Source organism: Amycolatopsis sp. cmx-4-61, assembly GCF_046548775.1.
Taxonomy (GTDB): Bacteria; Actinomycetota; Actinomycetes; order Mycobacteriales; family Pseudonocardiaceae; genus Amycolatopsis.
Genome location: NZ_JAEBEI010000001.1, coordinates 1025776 through 1046530, shown reverse-complemented (window position 1 = coordinate 1046530; position 20755 = coordinate 1025776). Strand labels below are relative to the sequence as shown.

At 72.1% G+C, this 20755-nt stretch carries 20 protein-coding genes and 1 other RNA gene; 6 read left to right on the top strand and 15 right to left on the bottom strand.

Annotated elements, in window-relative coordinates:
- Positions 1 to 2: 2 nt before the first annotated feature.
- On the bottom strand, positions 3 to 704 hold the full coding sequence (locus ACLJOU_RS05155; RefSeq protein WP_410564731.1) for a glycosyltransferase family 2 protein: 702 nt from the start codon (positions 702 to 704) through the stop codon (positions 3 to 5).
- 323 nt (positions 705 to 1027) lie between these two features.
- Here ACLJOU_RS05155 and ACLJOU_RS05150 point away from each other — a divergent pair, with 323 nt between their 5' ends.
- Complete coding sequence (locus tag ACLJOU_RS05150; RefSeq protein ID WP_410563610.1) at positions 1028 to 3088, top strand: DUF6541 family protein; 2061 nt, start codon at positions 1028 to 1030, stop codon at positions 3086 to 3088.
- 50 nt (positions 3089 to 3138) lie between these two features.
- On the opposite strand, the gene ACLJOU_RS05145 is transcribed toward ACLJOU_RS05150, so the two are convergent.
- Positions 3139 to 4428: a lipopolysaccharide biosynthesis protein gene (locus ACLJOU_RS05145; protein ID WP_410563608.1), complete on the bottom strand. Its 1290-nt coding sequence runs from the start codon at positions 4426 to 4428 to the stop codon at positions 3139 to 3141.
- Positions 4425 to 5444: a glycosyltransferase family 2 protein gene (locus tag ACLJOU_RS05140; RefSeq protein WP_410563606.1), complete on the bottom strand. Its 1020-nt coding sequence runs from the start codon at positions 5442 to 5444 to the stop codon at positions 4425 to 4427. The genes ACLJOU_RS05145 and ACLJOU_RS05140 overlap by 4 nt, the downstream gene beginning before the upstream one ends.
- Before the next feature lie 85 nt (positions 5445 to 5529).
- On the opposite strand from ACLJOU_RS05140, the gene ACLJOU_RS05135 reads away from it, so the two are divergent.
- Both ACLJOU_RS05135 and ACLJOU_RS05130 read left to right on the top strand, forming a co-directional pair.
- Positions 5530 to 6627 carry a UDP-N-acetylglucosamine 2-epimerase gene (locus tag ACLJOU_RS05135; protein ID WP_410563604.1) on the top strand — a complete coding sequence of 366 codons (1098 nt, stop codon included), beginning with the start codon at positions 5530 to 5532 and terminating at the stop codon, positions 6625 to 6627.
- A 56-nt stretch (positions 6628 to 6683) separates the two neighbouring features.
- Positions 6684 to 7238 carry a glucosaminidase domain-containing protein gene (locus ACLJOU_RS05130; protein ID WP_410563602.1) on the top strand — a complete coding sequence of 185 codons (555 nt, stop codon included), beginning with the start codon at positions 6684 to 6686 and terminating at the stop codon, positions 7236 to 7238.
- Positions 7239 to 7449: 211 nt separating this feature from the next.
- Here ACLJOU_RS05130 and recR read toward each other — a convergent pair whose 3' ends face one another.
- Positions 7450 to 8046, bottom strand: a complete 597-nt coding sequence (recR, locus tag ACLJOU_RS05125) for a recombination mediator RecR (protein ID WP_191312794.1) — start codon at positions 8044 to 8046, stop codon at positions 7450 to 7452.
- 5 nt (positions 8047 to 8051) lie between these two features.
- The gene (locus tag ACLJOU_RS05120; RefSeq protein WP_013230627.1) at positions 8052 to 8411 is read right to left on the bottom strand and encodes a YbaB/EbfC family nucleoid-associated protein; all 360 of its coding nucleotides are present in this window, start codon (positions 8409 to 8411) and stop codon (positions 8052 to 8054) included.
- 78 nt (positions 8412 to 8489) lie between these two features.
- Between ACLJOU_RS05120 and ACLJOU_RS05115 the strand changes: the two genes are divergently transcribed.
- The gene (locus ACLJOU_RS05115; RefSeq protein WP_410563598.1) at positions 8490 to 9338 is read left to right on the top strand and encodes an N-acetylmuramoyl-L-alanine amidase; all 849 of its coding nucleotides are present in this window, start codon (positions 8490 to 8492) and stop codon (positions 9336 to 9338) included.
- On the opposite strand, the gene ACLJOU_RS05110 is transcribed toward ACLJOU_RS05115, so the two are convergent.
- Entirely contained in the window at positions 9323 to 9676 is a 354-nt protein-coding gene (locus ACLJOU_RS05110) for a winged helix-turn-helix transcriptional regulator (RefSeq protein WP_410563596.1), read from the bottom strand. The two genes, ACLJOU_RS05115 and ACLJOU_RS05110, sit on opposite strands and share 16 nt — an antisense overlap.
- 49 nt (positions 9677 to 9725) lie before the next feature.
- On the opposite strand from ACLJOU_RS05110, the gene ACLJOU_RS05105 reads away from it, so the two are divergent.
- Positions 9726 to 10157 carry a TIGR03618 family F420-dependent PPOX class oxidoreductase gene (locus ACLJOU_RS05105; RefSeq protein WP_410563594.1) on the top strand — a complete coding sequence of 144 codons (432 nt, stop codon included), beginning with the start codon at positions 9726 to 9728 and terminating at the stop codon, positions 10155 to 10157.
- Between the two features lie 112 nt (positions 10158 to 10269).
- Here the strand turns inward: ACLJOU_RS05105 and ACLJOU_RS05100 are convergent, their stop codons facing one another.
- Positions 10270 to 12498: a DNA polymerase III subunit gamma and tau gene (locus ACLJOU_RS05100; RefSeq protein ID WP_410563591.1), complete on the bottom strand. Its 2229-nt coding sequence runs from the start codon at positions 12496 to 12498 to the stop codon at positions 10270 to 10272.
- A gap of 58 nt (positions 12499 to 12556) precedes the next feature.
- Here ACLJOU_RS05100 and ACLJOU_RS05095 point away from each other — a divergent pair, with 58 nt between their 5' ends.
- Positions 12557 to 13462, top strand: coding sequence for a spermidine synthase (locus tag ACLJOU_RS05095; RefSeq protein WP_410563589.1), 906 nt, complete (start codon positions 12557 to 12559; stop codon positions 13460 to 13462).
- A 154-nt stretch (positions 13463 to 13616) separates the two neighbouring features.
- Here the strand turns inward: ACLJOU_RS05095 and ffs are convergent.
- The 8 genes from ffs to ACLJOU_RS05055 all read right to left on the bottom strand — a co-directional run bounded on the left by ffs (position 13617) and on the right by ACLJOU_RS05055 (position 20578).
- Positions 13617 to 13711, bottom strand: an RNA gene (gene ffs / locus ACLJOU_RS05090) — signal recognition particle sRNA small type.
- Positions 13712 to 13776: 65 nt separating this feature from the next.
- On the bottom strand, positions 13777 to 14376 hold the full coding sequence (locus tag ACLJOU_RS05085; RefSeq protein WP_410563586.1) for a GTP-binding protein: 600 nt from the start codon (positions 14374 to 14376) through the stop codon (positions 13777 to 13779).
- A complete protein-coding gene (locus ACLJOU_RS05080) occupies positions 14354 to 14707 on the bottom strand; it encodes a DUF742 domain-containing protein (protein WP_410564729.1) in 354 nt (117 codons plus the stop codon). Before ACLJOU_RS05080 ends, ACLJOU_RS05085 begins: the two co-directional genes overlap by 23 nt.
- Positions 14707 to 15141 carry a roadblock/LC7 domain-containing protein gene (locus tag ACLJOU_RS05075; protein ID WP_003061341.1) on the bottom strand — a complete coding sequence of 145 codons (435 nt, stop codon included), beginning with the start codon at positions 15139 to 15141 and terminating at the stop codon, positions 14707 to 14709. The genes ACLJOU_RS05080 and ACLJOU_RS05075 overlap by 1 nt, the downstream gene beginning before the upstream one ends.
- Complete coding sequence (locus ACLJOU_RS05070; RefSeq protein WP_410563585.1) at positions 15138 to 17882, bottom strand: nitrate- and nitrite sensing domain-containing protein; 2745 nt, start codon at positions 17880 to 17882, stop codon at positions 15138 to 15140. The genes ACLJOU_RS05075 and ACLJOU_RS05070 overlap by 4 nt, the downstream gene beginning before the upstream one ends.
- 25 nt (positions 17883 to 17907) lie before the next feature.
- On the bottom strand, positions 17908 to 18696 hold the full coding sequence (locus ACLJOU_RS05065) for an ABC transporter ATP-binding protein (protein ID WP_410563583.1): 789 nt from the start codon (positions 18694 to 18696) through the stop codon (positions 17908 to 17910).
- On the bottom strand, positions 18693 to 19568 hold the full coding sequence (locus ACLJOU_RS05060; RefSeq protein ID WP_410563581.1) for an ABC transporter permease: 876 nt from the start codon (positions 19566 to 19568) through the stop codon (positions 18693 to 18695). The genes ACLJOU_RS05065 and ACLJOU_RS05060 overlap by 4 nt, the downstream gene beginning before the upstream one ends.
- Positions 19565 to 20578, bottom strand: a complete 1014-nt coding sequence (locus tag ACLJOU_RS05055) for an ABC transporter substrate-binding protein (protein ID WP_410563578.1) — start codon at positions 20576 to 20578, stop codon at positions 19565 to 19567. The genes ACLJOU_RS05060 and ACLJOU_RS05055 overlap by 4 nt, the downstream gene beginning before the upstream one ends.
- Between the last annotated feature and the right edge of the window lie 177 nt (positions 20579 to 20755).

Here is a 20755-nt window from a genome sequence, read left to right as displayed (position 1 = left end):
CCTTAAGCCGAATCCGAGGAGTCGACCGCGGGACGGCGGCGGACCAGCGCGAGCAGCAGCGCGAGTCCGGCGCGGCCCAGGTAGACCGCCGACTTGACGGGCGAGTGGCTGGGCGTGCCGCCCGCGCGCTCGCGCATGATGACCGGGATCTCCTTGATGGTCAGCTTGGCCCGGATGGCCATGACCAGCGATTCGACCGTGTCGCCGAGGTACTCGGCCGGGTAGTAGCCGGCGAACAGCCGGATCGCGCGCGGCCCCATCGCCTTGAAGCCCGACGTGACGTCGGTGAGCCGCGTCTTCGCCAGCCGCGAGAACACGATGGACAGCGCGACCATGGCGTACTTGCGCGGCCCGCTGGCCTTGTACGCGCCCTTGCCGGCGAACCGGGAGCCGATCACGATGTCGGCGTCGTCGAGGCCGCGCAGCAGCGCGTCGAGTTCGTCCGGGTCGTGCTGGCCGTCGGCGTCCACCTGCACGACGACGTCGTAGCCGCGGGCGGCGGCGTAGCGGAAGCCGGTGCGCATGGCCCCGCCGACCCCGAGGTTCACGGCGAGCCGGGCCACCTCGGCGCCCGCGGCCCTGGCCAGCTTGGCGGTGTCGTCCACCGAGCCGTCGTCGACCACCAGCAGGTCGGCGGTCGGCAGGGCGCGCTTCACCTGCTCGATGACGGACGCGACGCTCGCCGACTCGTTGAGGGCGGGCATCACGATGAGCACGCGGCGGCTGGTCACCGAGGTCGCCGAGGTCACAGACACGCGATCACCTTAGCCCTTCACTTGCTGTCACCGGCCGTGGACCCGGGTGCGGCGGCCGGTCGCGGCGAAACCGCGTCCCGCCGCCGGAACGAGCAGGAAACCCAGTCTCCCACCCCGTTTTCCGCCGGACGTGGCCGCGGCCGGGGTGAACACCGTTCGCCGAGCTGGCGGTCCGGCAACCGCGCACGTCACCTCCCTGTCACCCACATCCGGAGCACACCGCGGTCACCCCTAGACTCCGGGCGTTGGCGGCTTTGTTGATCGGAGAAGGCATGCTGTCCGAAGCTGTCCGGCTGACTGTGGGAATCCTGGTGGTGTTGCTCCCCGGGTTCTCGATCCTCCTGGTCACCGGCGTACGCGAACGACTGTGGCTCGCGGGCCTTTCGGCGCCGTTGACCACGGGGTTCGTGCTGCTGGTGTCCCTGTTCACCGGCGTCACCGGACTCCGCTTCGGCCTGCTGACCGCGGCCGTCTCGCTCGTGGTCGTCCTGCTCCTGCTCGGCGGGGTGCGGTGGCTGGTCCGCCGCCGCCGCCCGGCCGCGGAGCCGGTCGAGCCCGCCGAAGACCCGCGGCTGCGCGCGCTGACCGGCCGGGCCGGGACGATCGCCCGGGTACTGGGCGCGCTCATCGCCGTCGGCGGTGTCGGCCTCGGCATCCGCGTCTGGCACAAGGGCCTCGGGTCGTGGCGGACGCCGACGCAGGAGCACGACACCGTCACGCACGCCGTGCTCACCGCCTTCACCCACTTCACCGGCAAGGCCGCGCCGTGGCAGATCCTGCCCATCGACGTCGTCCACGACACGAACGTCCAGTTCTACCCGCCCGGCTTCACCGACATCAGCGCGCTGCTCACCGACGTCTTCGGGGACACGATGCTGTCGCTGAACCTGGTGACCGTCGTGTTCGCGGTGGTCGTGCTCCCGCTGTCGGTGGCCGCCCTCACCGCGGCGGTGCTCCGACACGGCCGGGTCGGCCGCGGCTGGGTCGAACTCGCCGCCGGGGTGGCCGCGCTGGTCTCCGTGCAGCTGTACCGGCCCGGCATCGCCCTGGCCCACGACGGCGGGGTCCTGCCGAACGCGGCCGCGATGTCGCTCATGCCCGGGCTCGTCGCCGTGATGCTGGTGCTCGGCAAGCGCAACTGGGGCCGCGCGGTGCTGGTCGGCGTCGCCGCCGCCGGGGCGTTCAACCTGCACCCGAGCGCGCTGACCTCGATCGCGCTGACCACGGTCGCGGCCATGATCGGCCTGCTGTTCACCAAGGCCGGCCGGCTCGCCTTCGTCCGCGCGCTGCTGCCGCTGGTGCTGGCGGGCGTGGTCGCCGTCGTCCTCATCGTCCCGGACGTGCTGGCGCTGCTGCGGCTCGGCAACGGCTCGGTGGTCGACGCGCCGGCGAACATCCCCGGCTCGCCGCTGGACACGTCGTTCGAGCTGGTCGCCCGGCTGCCCTACGGCGGCTGGTTCGACCCGAGCGGCACGATGGGCCAGCTGGTGCTCGGCCTGCTGGGCCTGGCCGGCGTCGTCGCCACGGTGCTTTCGCGCCGGGCCTGGCCGCTGCTGACGGCCTGGCTGTTCTGGGCGACGGTCATGGTGAGCTTCCACTACTCGCCCAACTCGGGCTTCGGCGCGATGATCGGCCGCTACTACTACCGGGTCGCCAACCGCCTCGACACCCACGTCTACCTGCTGATCCCGCCCCTGGCGGGGGTGTTGTTCGTGGCGCTCGGCCTGCTGGTCGTCGGGGTCAGGAGGCGCAACCCGGTCCCGGAGCGGTTCCGGCCGGCCGTGGCGTACGGGCTGATCGTGGTCCTGCTCGGCGCGCTGACGGTGACGTCGTTCCGCGGTTACATGAACACCGGCGCGCTGTCGCTGAGCCAGCGTTACGCGGCCCCGCAGTTCGTCCGCTACGACGCTTCGGACGACGCGGCGGCGAAGTGGCTGCACGAGCACGCGGCGCCGGGCGAGACGATCCTCAACAACGCGAACGACGGGTCGACGCTGCTGTACGTCGACTACGACCTGCCGATCCTCAACATCGTCCCGGACGGCCACAGCCCGATCCAGGACAACATCACCCTGCTGGCGATGTTCAACTACTTCCCGGCGGACCCGCAGGTCCAGAACATCCTGCGCGAGAAGAACGTCCGCTGGGTGTACGTGGATTCCTCGGCCCCGACGGTCGGCACGGACGGCCACCACTGGACGGGCAAGCTGACGTACAGCCTGGCGCCGGGGTTGAGCAAGCTCGCCGGCCTGCCGGGCCTGACGAAGGTGTTCAGCTCGGGAACGGTGAGCGTGTACCGGCTGGACCTGCCGCAGACCCCGCCGCGAGGCTGACGGTCACCCGGGACTCCGGCAGTGCGGGAGTCCGGCAGTGCGGGAGTCCCTCAGGCGGCTTCCGCGTCCGCCTCGACCGGCTCGGGTGCCCGCCGCAACACGAACGCGAGCACCACCGCCAGCCCCAGCGCCGGCGCCACCGCCAGGGCGATCACCGCGCGGAACACCGTGTCGCCCGGCAGGAACAGCAGCACCAGGGACGCCGTGCCCGTCACCACCGCCCAGGTCGCCAGCACCAGCTTCGCCTGCGTGCGGGCCACCAGGACCGCCGTGAGCAGCTGCATCGGCACCAGCAGCACCGAAGACCACACCAGCCCCGCCACCGACCAGCCGTCGATGGCGTACTTCGGGCCGCTGACGAACCGGACCGCCCACGGGCCGAGCCACAGCCCCACCAGCGCACCCAGCGCAGCCAGGGCCAGAGACGCCGCCGCGCCCAGCGCGAGCACGCGGCGCAGCCGGTGGCGGCCCTCCTCCGTCACCGAGAGCCGGACGACGAACGGGACCGCCAGTGACTGCACCGGCCCGATCAGCGTGAGCGGCAGCCGGGCGATGACCAGCGCCGCGAACAGGGCGCCGACGCGGTCGCCGTCGCCGCCCGGGGCGAGCAGGCCGACCAGGGCCGGATAGCCCGTGATGACCGCCGCGGTCAGGGCCGCGCCGACCAGGAGCAGGCCCATCCGGCGCGAGGTGACGCCCCAGCCGTCGCCCTCGACGCGGAAGTCGAGCAGCCGCCGGGCCGGGCGCGCGAACAGGAGCCAGGCGAACGACCCGGCCGCGACCGCGATCGCCAGCGAGACGACGTTGTAGGCGACCGAAACGAACAGGACGCCCAGGATCAGGGCCCGCACCGCCGGTTCGGCCACCACGAGCAGCGAAAACGCCTTCACCTTGTGCTGCCCGATGAGCAGCCCGCGCGTGCCGAACTGGCAGGCGAACGCGACGCCGCCGGCCAGCACGATGACCGCCAGCGACCAGTCGCCGCGGAAGAGCTTCTCGTTGATCGGCGGGATCAGCAGCGCGAGCGAAAACGCGGCCGCGACGACCACGCCGACCGCGACCGCCCGCAGCGCCGGGCGGCCGGCCTTGCCGCCGGTGAGCGCGGCCACCGCGGACTGGCGCGAGAGCTCCTGCTCGAGCGGCGACAGCGTGCTGCCGAGGCCCATCACCAGGCCCCAGAACGTCACGAAGATCGCGTATTCCTGGGGCGGCAGCAGCCGCTGGCAGGCGACCGTGAGCACGTAACCCAGGCCGATGGACACGATCAGCGAGCCGCCGAGACTGCCCGCGGTCGTGCGCCCGCTGCGCGCGGCGGCCGGGGTGTCCACTTCGGCGCTCATCGGCGGCGGAGCTTGGCCCGCACGGCCATGGCCAGGCCGCGCAGGACACCGGCACCGAACCCGCCGGCGAACACCGGCAGCAGCTTGGTGACCGCGCGGGCCTCGGGGCCGGTCGCGCCGCACTTCTTGACGACTTCGCCCGCCGCGACCGCCCCGAGGACGCCGGCGGCCAGCGTCGTCTTCGGCTTCTTCGCGGTGAACACCAGGCCGATGACGCCGGCCGCGAGCGCGCCGAACAGGGCGTTGCGGGCCGGGCCGGGCGAGGCGATGTAGGAGTCCACGTACGTCGTGCCGCGGAAGTAGGCCTGCTGCGTGAACTTCTTGAACGAGTCGCGCCCGTTGTAGGTCGCCGACAGCTCGGGGGCCAGCCAGATCCGCTCGCGCTCGGCGATCCAGCGCAGCATGCGCGTGTCGTCGCTGGCGAAGCGGAGGTCGTCGAACAGCGACGCGAACGCCGTCACCGAGCCCTCGAGGAGGCCGCGGCGGGCGCAGAAGAACGTCGTCCCCTTCGGGTAGACGTCGAACTCCTCGATGCCGTAGGACATCAGCCGCGGGTTCGCGCAGTACTTGCGCCAGGGCACCTTGACCAGGCCGGCCATGAACCCGGCGTACGGGTTGTGCTCGGACGCGACGTTGATGTGGCCGTTCCAGACCGCGCGCTCGGGGTGCTCCACGAGCTGGTCGCGCAGGAACGTCAGGGTGTGCTCGTCGACGATGACGCGGCTGTCGAGCAGCGCGACCCACTCACCGGACGACTTGGCGATGCCCGCGCGCCGGGCCTCGAACCGGCCGGAGTTGGCCTGGCTCAGGACGGTGATGCCGTGGCGTTCGCGCAGGTCGTCGAGCCGGGACGGCGTGGCGTCGGTGCTGCCGTCGTCGACCACGACGACCTCGATCGGCCAGCTCGCGGCCGACGCCGAAGCGAGCAGGGCGCCGACACTGCGTTCGATCCAGTCCTGCTCGTTGTAGACCGGGATCACGACGCTGAGCGAGGGGAGGAGCGGGTTCGCACTCACCGTGCCGAGGCTACCCGGCGGCCCGCGCGCCGGGTCGGCCAGTATCCTTACGCCACCGCACCCGATTCGGAAATGGGCTCTTCTGGTGATTTCCTTCATTCTCGGCACCACCGCGGAACTGATCAAGATCGCGCCCGTCTACCACGGGATCCGCGAGCGCGGGATGCGGCCGAAGATCTGGTTCACCGCCCAGCACGTCGACGAGGTCGCCGACGTCCTCGCCGACCTGAACATGCCCGAGCCGGACGTCTGGCTGGTGCCGGAGGACAAGGCGCACAACCTCGAGTCGCCGGCCCAGGTCCCGGGCTGGGCCGCGCAGGTGCTGCGGACGGCGTGGAGCCGCCGCCAAGAGCTGCGCGCCGCGCTGACCGAGGACGGCCGTCCCCCGCTGGTGCTGGTGCACGGCGACACGTTCACCACGCCGTACGGCTCGCTGATCGGCAAGCGCATCCTCAAGTCGCGCGTCGGGCACGTCGAGGCGGGCGCCCGGTCGGGCAGCATCCTCTCGCCGCTGCCGGAGGAGCTGAACCGCAAGATCGCGGCGAAGATCGTCGACATCCACTTCGCGCCGAGCATCCGCGAGGTCAACAACCTGCGCAACGCCCGCGGCGTCGTCGTCGACACCGAGGCGAACACGGCGATCGACGCGATGCGGCTGGCGATCAACCAACCGCTGGACGTGCCGAACCTGCCGGAGAAGTTCGGCCTGGCCACGCTGCACCGCTTCGAGCTGGTCTCGCGCCCGGACAAGTACCGCGAGGCGCTGGAGATCCTGCGCGAGCAGAGCCGCAAGATGCCGATCCTGTACATGGCGGGCGCGCCGGAGCGCGAGAAGATCCGCGCGCTGGGCATCGGCAACATCTTCGACGACCAGTTCATCGTCCAGCCGAAGATGCGGTACCTGAAGTTCCTGCCGCTGGTGGCGCGCGCCGAGTACGTCGTCACCGATTCGGGTGGTCTTTCGGCGGAGTGCTACTACCTCGGCCTGCCGTGCGCGGTGCACCGCGAGCGCACGGAGACCCCGCAGCACCTCGGCGAGACGGTGGTGCTGACGGAAATGCGCGGCGACAAGCTGCAGAACTTCCTCGACACGTACCAGAACCGGCGCGGCGAGTCCTGGATGGACAAGTACCACCCGTCCGAGATCATCGTGGACACGCTCGCGCAGCTCGGCTACTGCTGAGTCCTCGTCCGGGTGACCGCCGGTTTTCCCGGCGGTGAACCGGGCAAAGTGTCGCCATGATCCACATCGGACTGGCGGCCGTGCTGCTGGTGGTCCCGCCCATCGACCAGGGTGCTGTTCGCGACGCCGCGCTGGCGTCGGGCTTCCAAGAGGCCTACGTCGGCGCGGTGAGCCCGATCGCGCGCACGATCCACGCGGAGTACGACGTCCCGGCGTCGGTGACGGTGGCGCAGTCGATCCTGGAGTCGAACTGGGGCCGCAGCAAGCTGTCGACGGCCGAGCGCAACTACTTCGGCTTCAAGTGCGTCACGCCGACGAGCCCGGGGCCGTTGGCGGTGCGCTGCGCGCAGTACCCGACGACGGAGTGCGTTCCGGCGCCGTGCCACCCGGTGGACGCGTATTTCCGCTCGTACGCGTCGACCGACGACTCGTTCCGCGACTACGGCCGGCTGCTGACGACGTCGCCGAACTACGCGGCGGCGCTGCCGGTGCGCACGGACCCGGACGCGTTCATCCGGGCGGTGGCGAAGAAGTACGCCACCGACCCGGAGTACGCGAACAAGGTCATCAAGCTGATGGACTCCTACGACCTGCGCCGCTTCGACCGGTGAGCTGCTCGATCTTCCGGTCGTAGCAGCCCTGGGTCAGCGCGCCGAGCTTCTCGAAGAACCCGACCCCGCCGATGTCAGCTCGAGCACGCCGTCCATCGGGTCGAACCGCCGCGACCGAGGCGGCTCGGCGCAATCGGCGATGTCGACGTACGCGGCCTCCCGGCGCGCCGCGGTGAGCAGGAACGTCCGGACCAGCGGGACCGGCAGCCCGTCAGAGCGCCCGACGGCCCGAGAGCGCGCGGCCCAGGGTGAGCTCGTCGGCGAACTCCAGGTCGCCGCCCATCGGGAGGCCCGAGGCCAGGCGCGTCACGCTCAGCCCCGGGAAGTCGCGCAGCATTCGGACCAAGTACGTCGCCGTCGCCTCGCCCTCCGTGTTGGGGTCCGTGGCGATGATGATCTCCTTGATGTCCGCTTCGCCGATGCGCTTGAGCAGCTCGCGCATCCGCAGCTGCTCCGGGCCGATGCCCGACAGCGGGTCGAGCGCGCCGCCCAGGACGTGGTAGCGGCCCTTGAACTCGCGCGTGCGCTCGACCGCCAGGACGTCCTTCGGCTCCTCGACCACGCAGATGACCGTCAGGTCCCGGCGCTCGTCGCGGCAGATGCGGCACTTCGGGTGCTCGGAGACGTTGCCGCAGACCTCGCAGAACTGCACGCCCTCCTTGACCTTGCCGAGCACGTCCTGCAGCCGCGCGATGTCGGCCGGGTCGGTGGCCAGCAGGTGGAACGCGATCCGCTGGGCGCTCTTCGGCCCGACCCCCGGCAACCGCCCGAGCTCGTCGATCAGGTCCTGGACGACACCTTCGTACAAGTTCGTCAGCCGCCGAAGCCGAGGCTGCCGAGGTCCGGCATGCCGCCACCGCCGCCGAGCCCGCCGGCCAGCGGGCCGAGCTTCTGCTCGGTGAGCTTCTGCGCGCTCGCCGAGGCGTCGCGGACCGCCGCGACGATCAGGTCGGACAGCGTCTCGACGTCGTCCGGGTCGACCACCTTCGGGTCGATCTGCAGGCTCTTCAGCTGGCTGTCACCGGACACGGTCGCGGTGACCAGTCCGCCGCCGGCGGTGCCGGTGACCTCGGTGTTGGCCAGCTCTTCCTGGGCCTCGACGAGCTTCTGCTGCATCTGCTGCGCCTGCTGCATCAGCTGGGAAAGGTCGAAGCCGCCGCCGGGTTGGGCCATGATCGCACTCGGTCCTCTCTGCACGTTTGTGTCCCCACCAGGGTAGTCGCGCCACGCGGAGGGCCGGGCTGTGGCACCGTGGTCGCCGTGCGACGCGCGACTGCCCCCCTGCTGCTGGCCGGTGCCCTGCTGCTCACCGGCTGCTCCGGCGACGTTCCGGCGGCGCCCGCGCCGGTGACCACGCGGACGACCTCCTCGCCCCCGCCGTCTTCGCCCCCGCCGCTGTCGCCGTCGGTCACGCCGTCGCCGCCGGTCACGCCCACGCCCACGCCGACGGCCGGGAAGGTCGTCGTGCTGGACCCCGGGCACAACGGCGGGAACGGCGCCCACCCGGCGGAGATCAACCGCCAGGTGCCCGCCGGGCGCGGGCAGACCAAGCCGTGCAACACCACCGGCACCGCGACCAACGCCGGCTACCCCGAGCACGCGTTCACCTTCGACGTCGCCCAGCGGGTCGGGAAAGCGTTGGCGGACAAGGGAATCCGGGTGGTCTACACGCGCGAGAACGACACCGGCGTCGGCCCCTGCGTGGATCGCCGCGCGGCGATCGGCAACGAGGCGAACGCCGACGCGGTCGTCTCCATCCACGCCGACGGCTCGGAGGCGGCCGGGGCGAACGGCTTCCACGTGGCGTACTCGTCACCGGCGCTGAACGCCGCGCAGGGTGCGCCGTCGACGCGGCTGGCCCAGACGCTGCGCGACACGATGCGCGCGAACGGCTTCAGCACGGCGAACTACATCGGCACGAACGGGCTGTCGGCCCGCGCGGACCTGGCCGGCCTCAACCTCTCGACGCGCCCGGCGGCGCTGGTGGAGTGCGGCAACATGCGCAACGCCACCGAAGCGGCCCGGATGACGAGCGCGGACGGGCGCCGCCAGTTCGCCGCGGCCATCGCGGCGGCGATCGAGGCCTACCTGGCCTCCTGAGCCTCGATGACGGCCTCGCCGTGCTGCGTCGCCCACTTCGTCAGGACGCCGATCGGCTCGACGAGGGTCCGCCCGAGCTCGGTCAGGCAGTACTCGACGCGCGGCGGCGCCTCGGCGTACGCGTGGCGGTCGACCAGGCCGTAGCCCTGCAGTTTCCGCAGCGTCTGGGTGAGGACCTTGCGCGAAATGCCGCCGATGAGGCCGACCAGCTCGCCGTGCCGCCGCGGGCCGCGGCTGAGCGCGAACACGACGACGACCGCCCACTTGTCGGCGATCATCTCGATCGCCAGCCGGGCCGGGCAGTCCGCGAGGAAGACGTCGCCGGAGAAGTCACCCATGGGAACAAAGGTACCGAGCGGTACCTGTCGGCTTCCTAATCTCGGGAGCATGGAACTTCCCGAAAGCTGCCACCGCCTGTTCGAACGGCCGTTCAACGCCGTGCTCACGACGATCAACCCCGACGGCTCGCCGCAGACCTCGCTGGTCTGGGCCAGCCGGGAGGGCGACGAGATCGTGATGGGCATGGAGGGCAGGCGGCCGAAGGTGCGCAACATCCGCACCGACCCGCGCGTCACCGTGCTGATCGAGGACCACGACGAGCGGGACGCGCGGGGGCTGCCGCAGTACCTGCTGGTCCGGGGCACCGCCCGGGTGACCGGGCCGGACATCGCCGACGAGTTCACCGCGCTGATGGACCGCCAGGCCCGGCGGTACCTCGGCGTCGAGAAGTACGAGCTGGGCAACCAGGGCTCGCCGACGGCCGTGATCGTGCGGATCACGGCCGACCGGGTGACCGGCATCGGCCCCTGGGCTTCCTGACCCACCGGCCCGCGTACCTGGAGGACCGGCGGGCGTGCTCAGAACGCCGGCCTGCGTACCTGGGGGGCGGCTGGTGAGCCGACCGCCGGGGTACGCGGGCGGCTCCCTGGGTTCAGTCCAGGGGGCGGGCGCCGAGGTGCTCGGAGAGGAGCTTGCGGGCCACCTCGTCCGGGTCCTTGTCCGGCGGGGGTGGGGGCGGCGGCGGGGCCGGGCTGGCGTCCTCGTTGTAGAGGTCCTCGTCGTCCTCGTCCGAGGGTTCCGGAGGCAGCGGGATGTCCGGCTCGGTCGTGGTGACCTTGGGCCGCGACGGCGACGATGACGGCGACGGCGACGATGGCGGAGTCGCGGGGCGCGCGGCCGGCTCGGCGGGCGCCGCGGCCGCCGACTGGCGAGTGAACGACCGTTCCGGCGCCGGTGCCGCCGGTTGCGGGCGGGCGGCGGGGGCCGCCGGGGCGTTGCCGTGGACGCAGCGGACCTGCCAGTCGCCGCCCAGGACGTCGGTCAGGGCGCCGGCGATCTTGCGGGCGTTGTCCTGGTCGGAGAGCCGGCGGGCCAGTGGCTCGGACTTGTGGGTGAGCGTGACGGCGTTGCCCTCGACGCTCGCCACGGTGGCCTGCGTCAGCATCGCTTCCAGGCTGCGACCGCCGGTGAACTTGCGCAGCGCCGTCATCAGCTGCGGCCAGACGTTGCGGATCGCGGCGGCGTCCATCCCGCCCGGCGCCGCGGTCTCCGGCGCGGGCGTGCCGGCATCGGCAGGCGCCGGAGCGCCGGCCGCCGCCGCCGGAGCGGGCGTGCCGCCACCCGGCGTGCGCACCGCACCCCAGCCACCGTCGCCGGACTGAGCCGGAGCCGGAGCGGGCGTGCCGCCACCCGGGGTGCGGGGGGTTCCCCAGCCGCCGTCGCCGGACGGGGCCGCGGCCGCCGGGGCAGCGGCGGCACCGCCGCCATCGGCCGGGCGAGCCGGAGCCGCCGCGACCGCGGCCGGCGCGGCAACCGGAGCCGCCGCGACCGGGGCGGGCGCGGGGTCGGCGGCGGCCGGCCGGCCCGGCGGCTTGACCGGCTCCGGCAGCGGGGGCGGGCCCGGCGGCGCCGTGCGCTGCGAAGGCCGGGAGAACTCGCGCTCCGGAGCCGCGCGCACCGGCGGCTCCACCCCGCCCTCGGCCGGCGCGCCACCGCCGCCGGCCAGCGTCGCGCGCCGCTCCAGGCGCTCGATCCGCGCCAGGAGGGCCTTTTCCGCGTCGGTCACCGAAGGCAGCAGCATCCGCGCGCACAGCAGCTCGAGCACGAGCCGGGGCGAGGTCGCGCCGCGCATCTCCAGAAGTCCACTGTGGACGATGTCGGCGTAGCGCGAGAGGGTGGCGAGGCCGATCCGCTCGGCCTGCGCGACCATCCGCGACAGCTCCTCCTCCGGCGCGGACACCAGCCCGCCCGCGGATTCCGGCACCGCGCGCAGCAGCACCAGGTCGCGCAGCCGGTCGAGCAGGTCGGTCGCGAAGCGGCGCGGGTCGTGGCCCGCCTCGGTGAGCTTCTCGACCGTGCCGAACACCGTCGCGGCGTCCTCGGTCGAGAGCGCGTCGACCATGTCGTCGATCAGCGCCACGTCGGTGACGCCCAGCAGCGCGACCGCCCGCGAGTAGGAGACGCCTTCCGGCCCCGCCCCGGCGAGCAGCTGGTCGAGCACCGACTGCGTGTCACGCGCCGACCCGCCGCCCGCGCGGATGACCAGCGGGTACACCGCCGGCTCGACCTCGACGCCCTCGGCCGCGATGTTGCGCTCCAGCAGGTTGCGCATCGAGCTCGGCGGGATCAGCCGGAACGGGTAGTGGTGCGTACGCGAGCGGATGGTGGTCAGCACCTTGTCCGGCTCGGTGGTCGCGAAGATGAAGATGACGTGCTCGGGCGGCTCTTCGACGATCTTCAGCAGGGCGTTGAAGCCCTGCGTGGTGACCATGTGCGCCTCGTCGATGATGAACACGCGGTAGCGCGACTCGGCCGGGGCGTAGAACGCCTTGTCGCGCAGCTCCCGGGCGTCGTCGACACCACCGTGGCTGGCCGCGTCGAGCTCGGTGACGTCGACGCTGCCCGGGCCCTCCGGCGCCAACGCGCGACACGAGTTGCACTCGCCGCACGGGTCCGGCGTCGGGCCCTTGGCGCAGTTCAGCGAGCGCGCCATGATGCGCGCGCTGGACGTCTTGCCGCAGCCGCGCGGGCCGGAGAAGAGGTAGGCGTGGTTGATCCGCCCGGCGGACAGCGCCGTGCGGAGGGGTTCGGTCACATGCTCCTGACCGACGACCTCGGCGAAGGTCGCCGGACGGTACTTGCGGTACAGCGCGAGAGCCACGCTCGTGAATCTACCGCGACGCGAAGCGTCTCCGTTGAGGGCGGTGGTGGGGGCATCGATGGACTACCGGGGGCCACCGGCAACCTCGCGGGACGGGATAACCTCGGCGCCTGTGAGCCGCACGCGCAAGCCCGAGCCGACGCCCGGGCGCTACCCGGTGCGGTTCGGCACGGCGGAGCTGGCCCGCGACGCCGACCGCGGCAACGCCTGGCTGGTGTCGGTGGACGGCGTCGCGCAGTCGTACGTCGACCTCGACGACCCGAACCACCTGGAGTTCGACTACGTCCGCCGGTTCGGGGACGTGGTGGACCGGCTGCCGCCGGGCCCCCTGGACGCGCTGCACATCGGCGGAGCGGCGTGCACGCTGCCGAGGTACGTCGCGGCGTCGCGGCCGGGCTCGCGGCAGCTGGTGTTCGACGCCGACGGCGAGCTGGTGGAGCTGGTCCGCGCGCAGCTGGGGCTGCGGGTGCCGGGCCTGCGCGTCCGGGTGACGGACGGCCGCGAGGGCCTGGCGACGCGCCGGGAGGGGTCCGCGGACCTGGTGGTGGTCGACGCGTTCGAGCGGGCCACGCTGGCGGGCGGCCTGGCGACCCTGGAGGCGACGACGGCGATCGCGAGCATCCTCCGGGCCCCGGGGGTCTACCTGGCGAACATCACGGACGGCTCGGGTCTGCCGTTCGCCCGCCGTTTCCTGGCGACGCTGCTCGAGGTGTTCCCGGAGGTCCTGCTGCTGGCGGACCCGGGAGTCCTGCGCGGCCGCCGCTTCGGCAACCTGGTCCTGGCGGCCTCGGCAACCGAGCTCCCGACGGCGGAGATAGCCCAGCGAACGGCCTCGGCGGCGTTCCCGGCAAGGTGCGTACACGGCACGGAGCTGCGAAAACTGGCGGGAAAGGCAGCCCCGATCACGGACGCGGACGCCCCACGGCCCCCAAGCCCCCCGAACGACGTCCTGGGCCTGTTCTAGCCGCACCCGGCAGCGTATCCCCCGGCAGAGCCCAGCCGCGGCAGAGCTCCCAGGCCGCGAGAGAGGCACCGTGGGGGTCCGGGGGCTCGGCCCCCGGGTGAGAGGACGAAGAGAAGGCCCGGCGAGGGGCGAAGCCCAGAGCCCGGAGCCGAAAAGAAGGGGACCCCGCGCACCCGTCAGAGCCTGCTTATCCTTGCTGCCTTCCGGCCCTGGGGAGGTTCACAGGGTGGACGCCGCGCGGGGTCCGTGGATCAGTGTAGTCGGATACATCCGGAGGCGTCTCGGGAACCCCTCCAGACACATCCGAGGCCTGCTCAAGCCCCCGCGCCCGCCTGGGCCCGGGCCTTCTTGAACGTGTTGTGCAGGACCGCCAGCAGGGCGTCCCGGACCGAAAGCTTCTTCCGCGCGTCGAACGTGATCAGCGGGACGTCGTCGCTCACCGCCAGCGCCCACCGCACGTCCTCCAGGTTGTGGCCGAGCGAGCCGTCGAACATGTTCACCGCCACCACGAACGGGAGGCCCGCGTTCTCGAAGTAGTCGACCGCCGGGTAGCAGTCGTCCATGCGGCGGGTGTCCACGATCACCAGTGCGCCCAGTGCGCCGTGGACCAGGTCCTGCCACATGAAGCCGAAGCGGTCCTGGCCGGGCGTGCCGAACAGGTACAGCTTGACCTCTTCGTCGATCGTGATGCAGCCGAAGTCCAGTGCCACCGTCGTCGTGGTCTTGGCCGGGACGTGGCCGGTGCTGTCCACCGACGCCGCCGCCGACGTGATCGCCGCTTCGGTCGTCAGGGGCTTGATCTCCGAGATGGACGACACCGCCGTCGTCTTGCCGACGCCGAAGCCGCCCGCGATGACGATCTTGACCGGGGCCGGCGGCCGGGTGCCCGGCTCAGTGAATGGCTTCGAGTCCACGAATGACCCTTTCGATCATGCCGAGGTCGTGCGAGTGGTGGCTGCCCGGACGGCGGACGACGACGTACCCCAGCTCGGCGAGGTCGGCCACCAGCACCCGGGCCACACCGATGTGCAGCCCGAGCATGGCGGCCACCTCGGCGACCGACATCGTGGTCCGGCAGAGGGAAACGATTTCCTGGCGCTCGAAGGTGAGCTTCGGGTGCGACGCCGCGCCGAGGCGGGACGTCATGACCTGCGCTTCGATTTCGAGCGTCTGGTCGACCGGCTGGGCGCGCCCCGAGGTCATCAGGTACGGCCGCAGCAGGGAGATGTCCGGTTCCTCGGGCATCACGACCCCACGGTGTTCTTGAGCTCCTCGATCAGGCCGGGCGTCAGCACTTCGGTGGCGCGGTTGGCGAACATCGCCATTTCGTAGGCGATCGTGCCGAGGCTGGCCTGCTTGTTGGCCAGCACGCCCAGGGAGCAGCCGATGCTGATCGTGCAGACGAGCAGGTAGCCGTGCTCCAGCTCGATGATCACCTTGTCCGGCGAGCCCAGCGGGTGGCTTTCGGAGACGCCGTGGGCGAGGCCGAGCATCGCGGAGGAGATCGCCGCGAGGCGGTCGGCGTTGGAGCGCTCGAGCTCCGTCGACATCGCGATCAGCAGGCCGTCGGCCGAGACGGCGATGGCGGCTATCGCGCCCGCGGTGTGCTGCGCGAAGCGGCTCACCAGCCAGTTGAAGTTCTGGGCTTCGACACTGACACCAGGTGCGGGGATGCTCATTTCCTGCTCTCTTCTCCTCGTTCCATCACACGACCGGCGACCACGCCTTGGGGCGGGCTGCCTGCCGTGATGTCCTCCGCCTTCGCCAGGCCGGCGGCGAACCCGTCGAACGCCGCCCGCTCGGCCGCCGGGTCCCGCCGGGTGCGGTTGGCGACGGCTCGGGCGATCGGCCGCCCCGCGGGCTGCTGACGCAGGCCGGGGGCGAGCTGGGCGCCGGGGACGCGGCGGACCAGGCCGTCCCGCGACGGTGGGGTCGCGGCGGCGGGCGCCGCGGCTCGCGCACGGCCCGCGGGCATCGCCGAGTCCCCGGGGACGCGCACCGGCAGCGACGCGCCGTCGCCCGGCGAAGGTACCGGCGCGGTCACCGGCGCCGTCACGACGGTCGGCGGCGCGGACGGCGGCTCGGTCGCCATCGCGCTGACCTCGGCGGCCTTCGCGAACGCGCTCTCGAAGCCGTCCATCGCGGCCTTCGTCGCTTCCGGGTCGTGACGCGGCTTGCCGTCGGCCACCGGCGCGGTCGTGCCCGGGCCGGGCAGCTGGGCGCCGCGTACGCGACGCCGCAGGCCACCGCGGGTCTCGGCGTCCGGCTCGGGCGCCGGCGCGGCCGGCTCGGCGGGTTCGGTGTCCGGCCACACCGGTTCCAGCTGGTTGAACCAGCGGAACCCGTTGCCGTGCCCGGAAACCAGCAGCGCCGGGATGGCCGGCGCCGGCAACGGCTCGACCGGCCGCGGATCGTCCGAAGTGGACACCGCGACGGCTTCCGCGGGCCGGGCCTGGGCCAGCGTGGGCGCCGGCGCCGGCAGCGTCTCCTTCGGCGGCCGCAGCCCGGTGCGGTGGGTGAACAGCGACGCCGGGATGGTCAGCCGCGCGGTGACACCGCCGGTCGTCGGCGTCGCGAGCAGCTCGACGCCGAGTTCGTGGCGCCGCGCCAGGCGGCCGACCACGAAGAGGCCGAGCACGCTCGTCGGCGCGAGCTCCAGGCGTTCGCGTTCGACGAGCCGCTGGTTCTCCTCGGCCAGCTTCTCCGCGGTCATGCCGATGCCGTGGTCGACGATGCTGACCAGGCAGGCGCCGTCGGCGAGGAACATGGTGTCCACCTCGACCAGCGAACCCGGCGGCGAGAACGACGTCGCGTTCTCCAGCAGCTCGGCGAAGACGAGCACCAGGTCGGCACCGAGGGCCGAGGACAGCAGGATTTCGGCGACGACCCCGAGCTTGACGCGCTGGTAGTCCTCGATCTCGGCGAGCGCCGAGCGCAGGGCCGTGGCCAGCTCGATCGGGCCGGCGATCCGGGTTTCGTCGCGGGTGCCGGACACCACGAGCAGGTTGTCCGCGTTCCGGCGCAGGCGGGTCGAAAGGTGGTCGAGCCGGTAGAGGCTGGCCAGCAGCCGCGTGTCCTGCTCGTTGCGCTCGACTTCGTCGATCAGCGCCAGCTGGCGGCCGACGAGGTTCTGCGTGCGCTTCGCGACGTTCGCGAACATCAGGCTCGTGTTGCGCCGGGTGAGCGCCTGGCGTTCGACCAGCTCGGCCGCCGTGGTCTGGACGCGGTTGAACGCGGCGGCCAGCTGGCCGAGCTCGTCGCCGGAGACGACGTCGATCGTGGCCAGGCGCGGAACCTGCTCCTCGGCCTCTTCGGTGTCGGTCACGCGGACGAGTTCGGTGCCGGCCAGGTCGGCGACCGACGTCGCCGCGGTGGTCAGCTGGCGCAGCGGCCCGGCGATCGAGCGGGACACCGCGACGGCGAGGAAGGCGACCAGCAGGAACAGCCCGCCCGCGCCGAGACCGACCGTCCAGGCCAGCCGGGTCGCCGCGCCGGCCCGGCCGTTCGCCGAGTCGGCGATCTCGCCGACGACCCGTTCCTGCACCAGCTTCCGCTGGCCCGCTTGGCTTTCCGACGCCGTGAGGACGTCGGTGACGTACTGGGTGGTGCCGGCCGCGTCTCGCGGGTTGCCGATCTGGGCGGCGAGCTCCTCGATCCGGCGGCCCGCTTCGCTCGCCTCGACGTTGACGACCAGCTCGGCCTGCTCGCTGTCGGTTTCGTCGTCGGCCTGCTGGACGAACCGGTCGGTGAAGATCGGCGCCTGCTGGGTGGCGTCGTCCAGGATGGACCGGCCGGCCTCCGGCGAAACCGCGGTCACGATCAGGGCCATGCCGCGCAGCGAGTTCTCCTCGTTCGCGCGCAGCAGGGCCTCCAGTGCCGACAGCTCCCGGGTGCCCTCGGCGTCGTCGGTGAGCTGCGGGACCAGCCGCAGCGAGTCGATCACGGCCCCGATCACCGCGTGGTAGGTGCGGGCGACGCTGTCGAGCGCGACCCCGCGGCGCTGCGCGTTCTGCCGCAGCTCGGCGAGCGAGCCGATCCGGGTCAGCGCCGCGGACAGCTCGTCCGGCGCGTCGGCGTCGAGCGACTTCCGCACCGCCTCGACCGCGGTGTCCACCGCCTTCTGCTGCTGGAGCATCTGGTCGGCGGCCATCGACGGCGTGGCGACGAACGCGCCCGTCAGCAGCCGCTCGCGCTGCAGCTGCCAGACCAGCCCGCCGAGCTGCTGGGTGTACCGCGCCACCGTCGCCGACTGCGCCGCGTCACCGGCGCTGTTCGCCTGCGTCAGCACGAACGGCACGGACACCAGCACCACCGCGACCAGCGGGGGCAGGAGCAGCAGGTTCAGCTTGCCGCGAATGCCGAGCCGGGCGAGAAAACCCCCGCCGGCGGCCCGTTTCGCGGTCGACCTGCCGTGTCTCATCCCGCCACCTTCCCGTTCTCCGTTCTCACCCGTCCGCGGCCACCCGGCTCACGTGCCCGCGGTGCTGCTCCCGGACCAGGTCCTCGATCCGGGCGCGCAGCGCGAGGAACCGCGGTTCGCGCTTCACCGCCAGGCCGCGCTCGGCGGGCAGCGCCACCTCGACGTCGGCGGCGATCCGGCCCGGGTCGGAGGCGAGCACCACCACCCGGCCGCCGAGGAAGACCGCTTCCTCGACGTCGTGGGTCACCATCAGCACCGTGGTGCCGGTGTCGGCGTGCACCTGGCGGATCAGCACCTGCATGTCCTCTTTGGTCTGGACGTCCAGGGCGCCGAAGGGTTCGTCCAGGAGCAGGACTTCCGGTTCGCAAGCCAGGGCGCGGGCGATCGCGACCCGTTGCTTCTGGCCACCGGAGAGCTGCTTCGGCAGCGACTTGCGCACGCCGTCGAGGCCGGTCTCGGCGAGGTACCAGTCCACCCGCTCGGCGCGGTCGGCCGGGTCGAGCGAGAGCAGCTCGAGTCCGAACGCGACGTTCTTCTCGACGCTGCGCCACGGGTAGAGCGCACCGGCCTGGAAGACGAGCCCGCGGTCGGGCCCGGGCCCGGTCACCGGGACGCCGTCGAGGAAGATCTCCCCTTCGGTCGGCTTGCTGAGCCCGGCGACCAGCGACAACAGCGTCGACTTGCCCGAACCGCTCGCGCCGACGACGCAGACGAACTCGCCGCGCCGCACTTCGAGGTCGAAGCCGTCGAGGGCGCGCGTGACCCGGCCGCGGACGGTGTAGTCCTTGGCCACGTTCCGCAGTTCCAGCGTCATGCCGTCCACTTCCCGACCCGCGTGCGCAGCAGGCGCAGCAGGACGTCGATGAGGAGCCCGGCGAGCCCGATGACCACGAGCACCGCGAAGATCTTGTCCGTCTGCAGGAACCGCTGCGAGCGGGCGATCCGGTAGCCGAGCCCCGCCGAGGCGTTGATCAGCTCGGCGACGACCACGAAGTTCCACGCCGCGGCGGCGTTGACGCGGATCGCGTCGAGCATGCCCGGCAGCGAGTGCGGCACGATGATCTTGCGCAGCACTTCGCCCCGGCGCGCGCCGAGGGTGTAGGAGACGTCGATGAGCGCGGTCGGCACGCCGCGGACGACGTCGGCGGTCATCAGCGTGTTGAAGAAGACCGTGCCGATGAAGAGCAAGGCGATCTTCGACGGCTCGCCGATGCCGAGCCAGATGATCAGCAGCGAGATGAACGCGCTCGCCGGCAGGTAGCGCAGCAGGCCGAGCAGCGGCTCGAAGAACGCCTGCCCGGCGGCGAAGCCGGCCATCAGGATGCCCAGCGGGACCGAGACGAGCACGGCGAGGCCGAACCCTTCGAGCACGCGCTGGGTCGTCGCCCAGAGGTCGTCGAAGAGCTCGCCCGTGCTCGCCATGTCGACACCGGCCTTGACCACCGCGACCGGGGACGGCAGCAACGTCGGGTTGACGGCCCCGCTGAAGCTCAGCCCGACCCACACCAGGAGCGGGATGGCGAACGACAGCACCGCCAGCGTCCAGCGGGCCGACGCGGAAATGGGCGTCCGCAGGGAGAACAGCGGTGAAGCGGACGGGTTGAGCCCGGCCCGGCGAGGCAGCGGCGCCCAGGCCGGGCGGCCGGACTCCCGGCGTTCGGCCAGCTGCTGGGTCGGACCGGTCACTGGGGCGCGGCCTTGACGAACCGGTCGTCGAACAGCCCGTCGAGCGAGGGCCGCTGCTGGGCGAGGCCGGTGCCGACGATGAAGTCGATGATCTTGTTCGCCTGGAAGTCCAGGTGCTGCGGGGTGACCCCCGGGGTGAACGCGTCGATGTTCTGCTGCCGCGTGAAGATGGTGGTGCCGGCGTCGTAGGACTTGTAGTCCGCATCGGACACGCCGCCGCGCTTGGCCATGATCTGCACGGCCGCGTCCTTGTTGCCCTTGATCCAGGCCAGCGTCTCGAACCAGGTGTTCACCAGCGCCTGCACGTCCTTCGGGTGGTCCTTGACCAGCTTCTGCGACGTGACGAGGTGGTCCGGGATCGCGCCGGGGAACTCGGCCGACGACGAGATCGCGCGGCTGCCCGGCCGCTCCAGGGCCTTCGAGGTGAACGGCGCGAAGGCGGCGACCGCGTCGACCTGGCTGCCGGCGAACGCGGCCGCGGCGGCGTCGGTCGGGAGGTTGACCAGCTGGATGTCCTTTTCGGTCAGTTTCGCCGACTGCAGCGCCAGCAGCAGCAGGTAGTGGTCGACCGCGCCCTGCTCGACGGCGACCTTCTTGCCCTTGAGGTCGGCGATGCTCGTGATGCCGTCCCGCGCGATGATCTTGTCGTTGCCGGTGGAGTTGTCGTTCACCAGCACGATCGACAGCTTGGCGCCGCCGGAGGCCGACGACAGCGTGTCGTTGAGGGTCTGGCTGTTGGCGTCGATGGCGCCGCTCGAGAGCGCGTTGATGCTGTCGGTGTAGTTGTCGAAGTACTTGAGGTCGACGTTGACGCCGTTCTTGGCGAACAGGCCCTGTTCCTGCGCCACCTGCCAGGGGAACCAGCCCGGCCAGGCGCTGAACCCGATGGTGATCTTGCTGCCGCTGCCCGAGGCGGCGCTGTCGCTGCATCCGGAAAGCGCGGTGACCCCGGCGAGGGTCAGCAAAGTCAGGAGCACCGGCAGCAGACGGGGGCGGGAACGGGAAATCACAGCGAACTCCAGGGTGCGGGGGAAGTGGAGTGGTGGCACCTGATCGGGTCATCGCGGGAGAACGGGACAGGAGGCGCCTACCCCAGTGATTTCCCAGCGCTCAGCGCGCCGGATCAGCCACCCCTGTCCTTCTCCCGGCGGAGAGCCTAGCGACTAGCACAAGATCCCCACAACGTT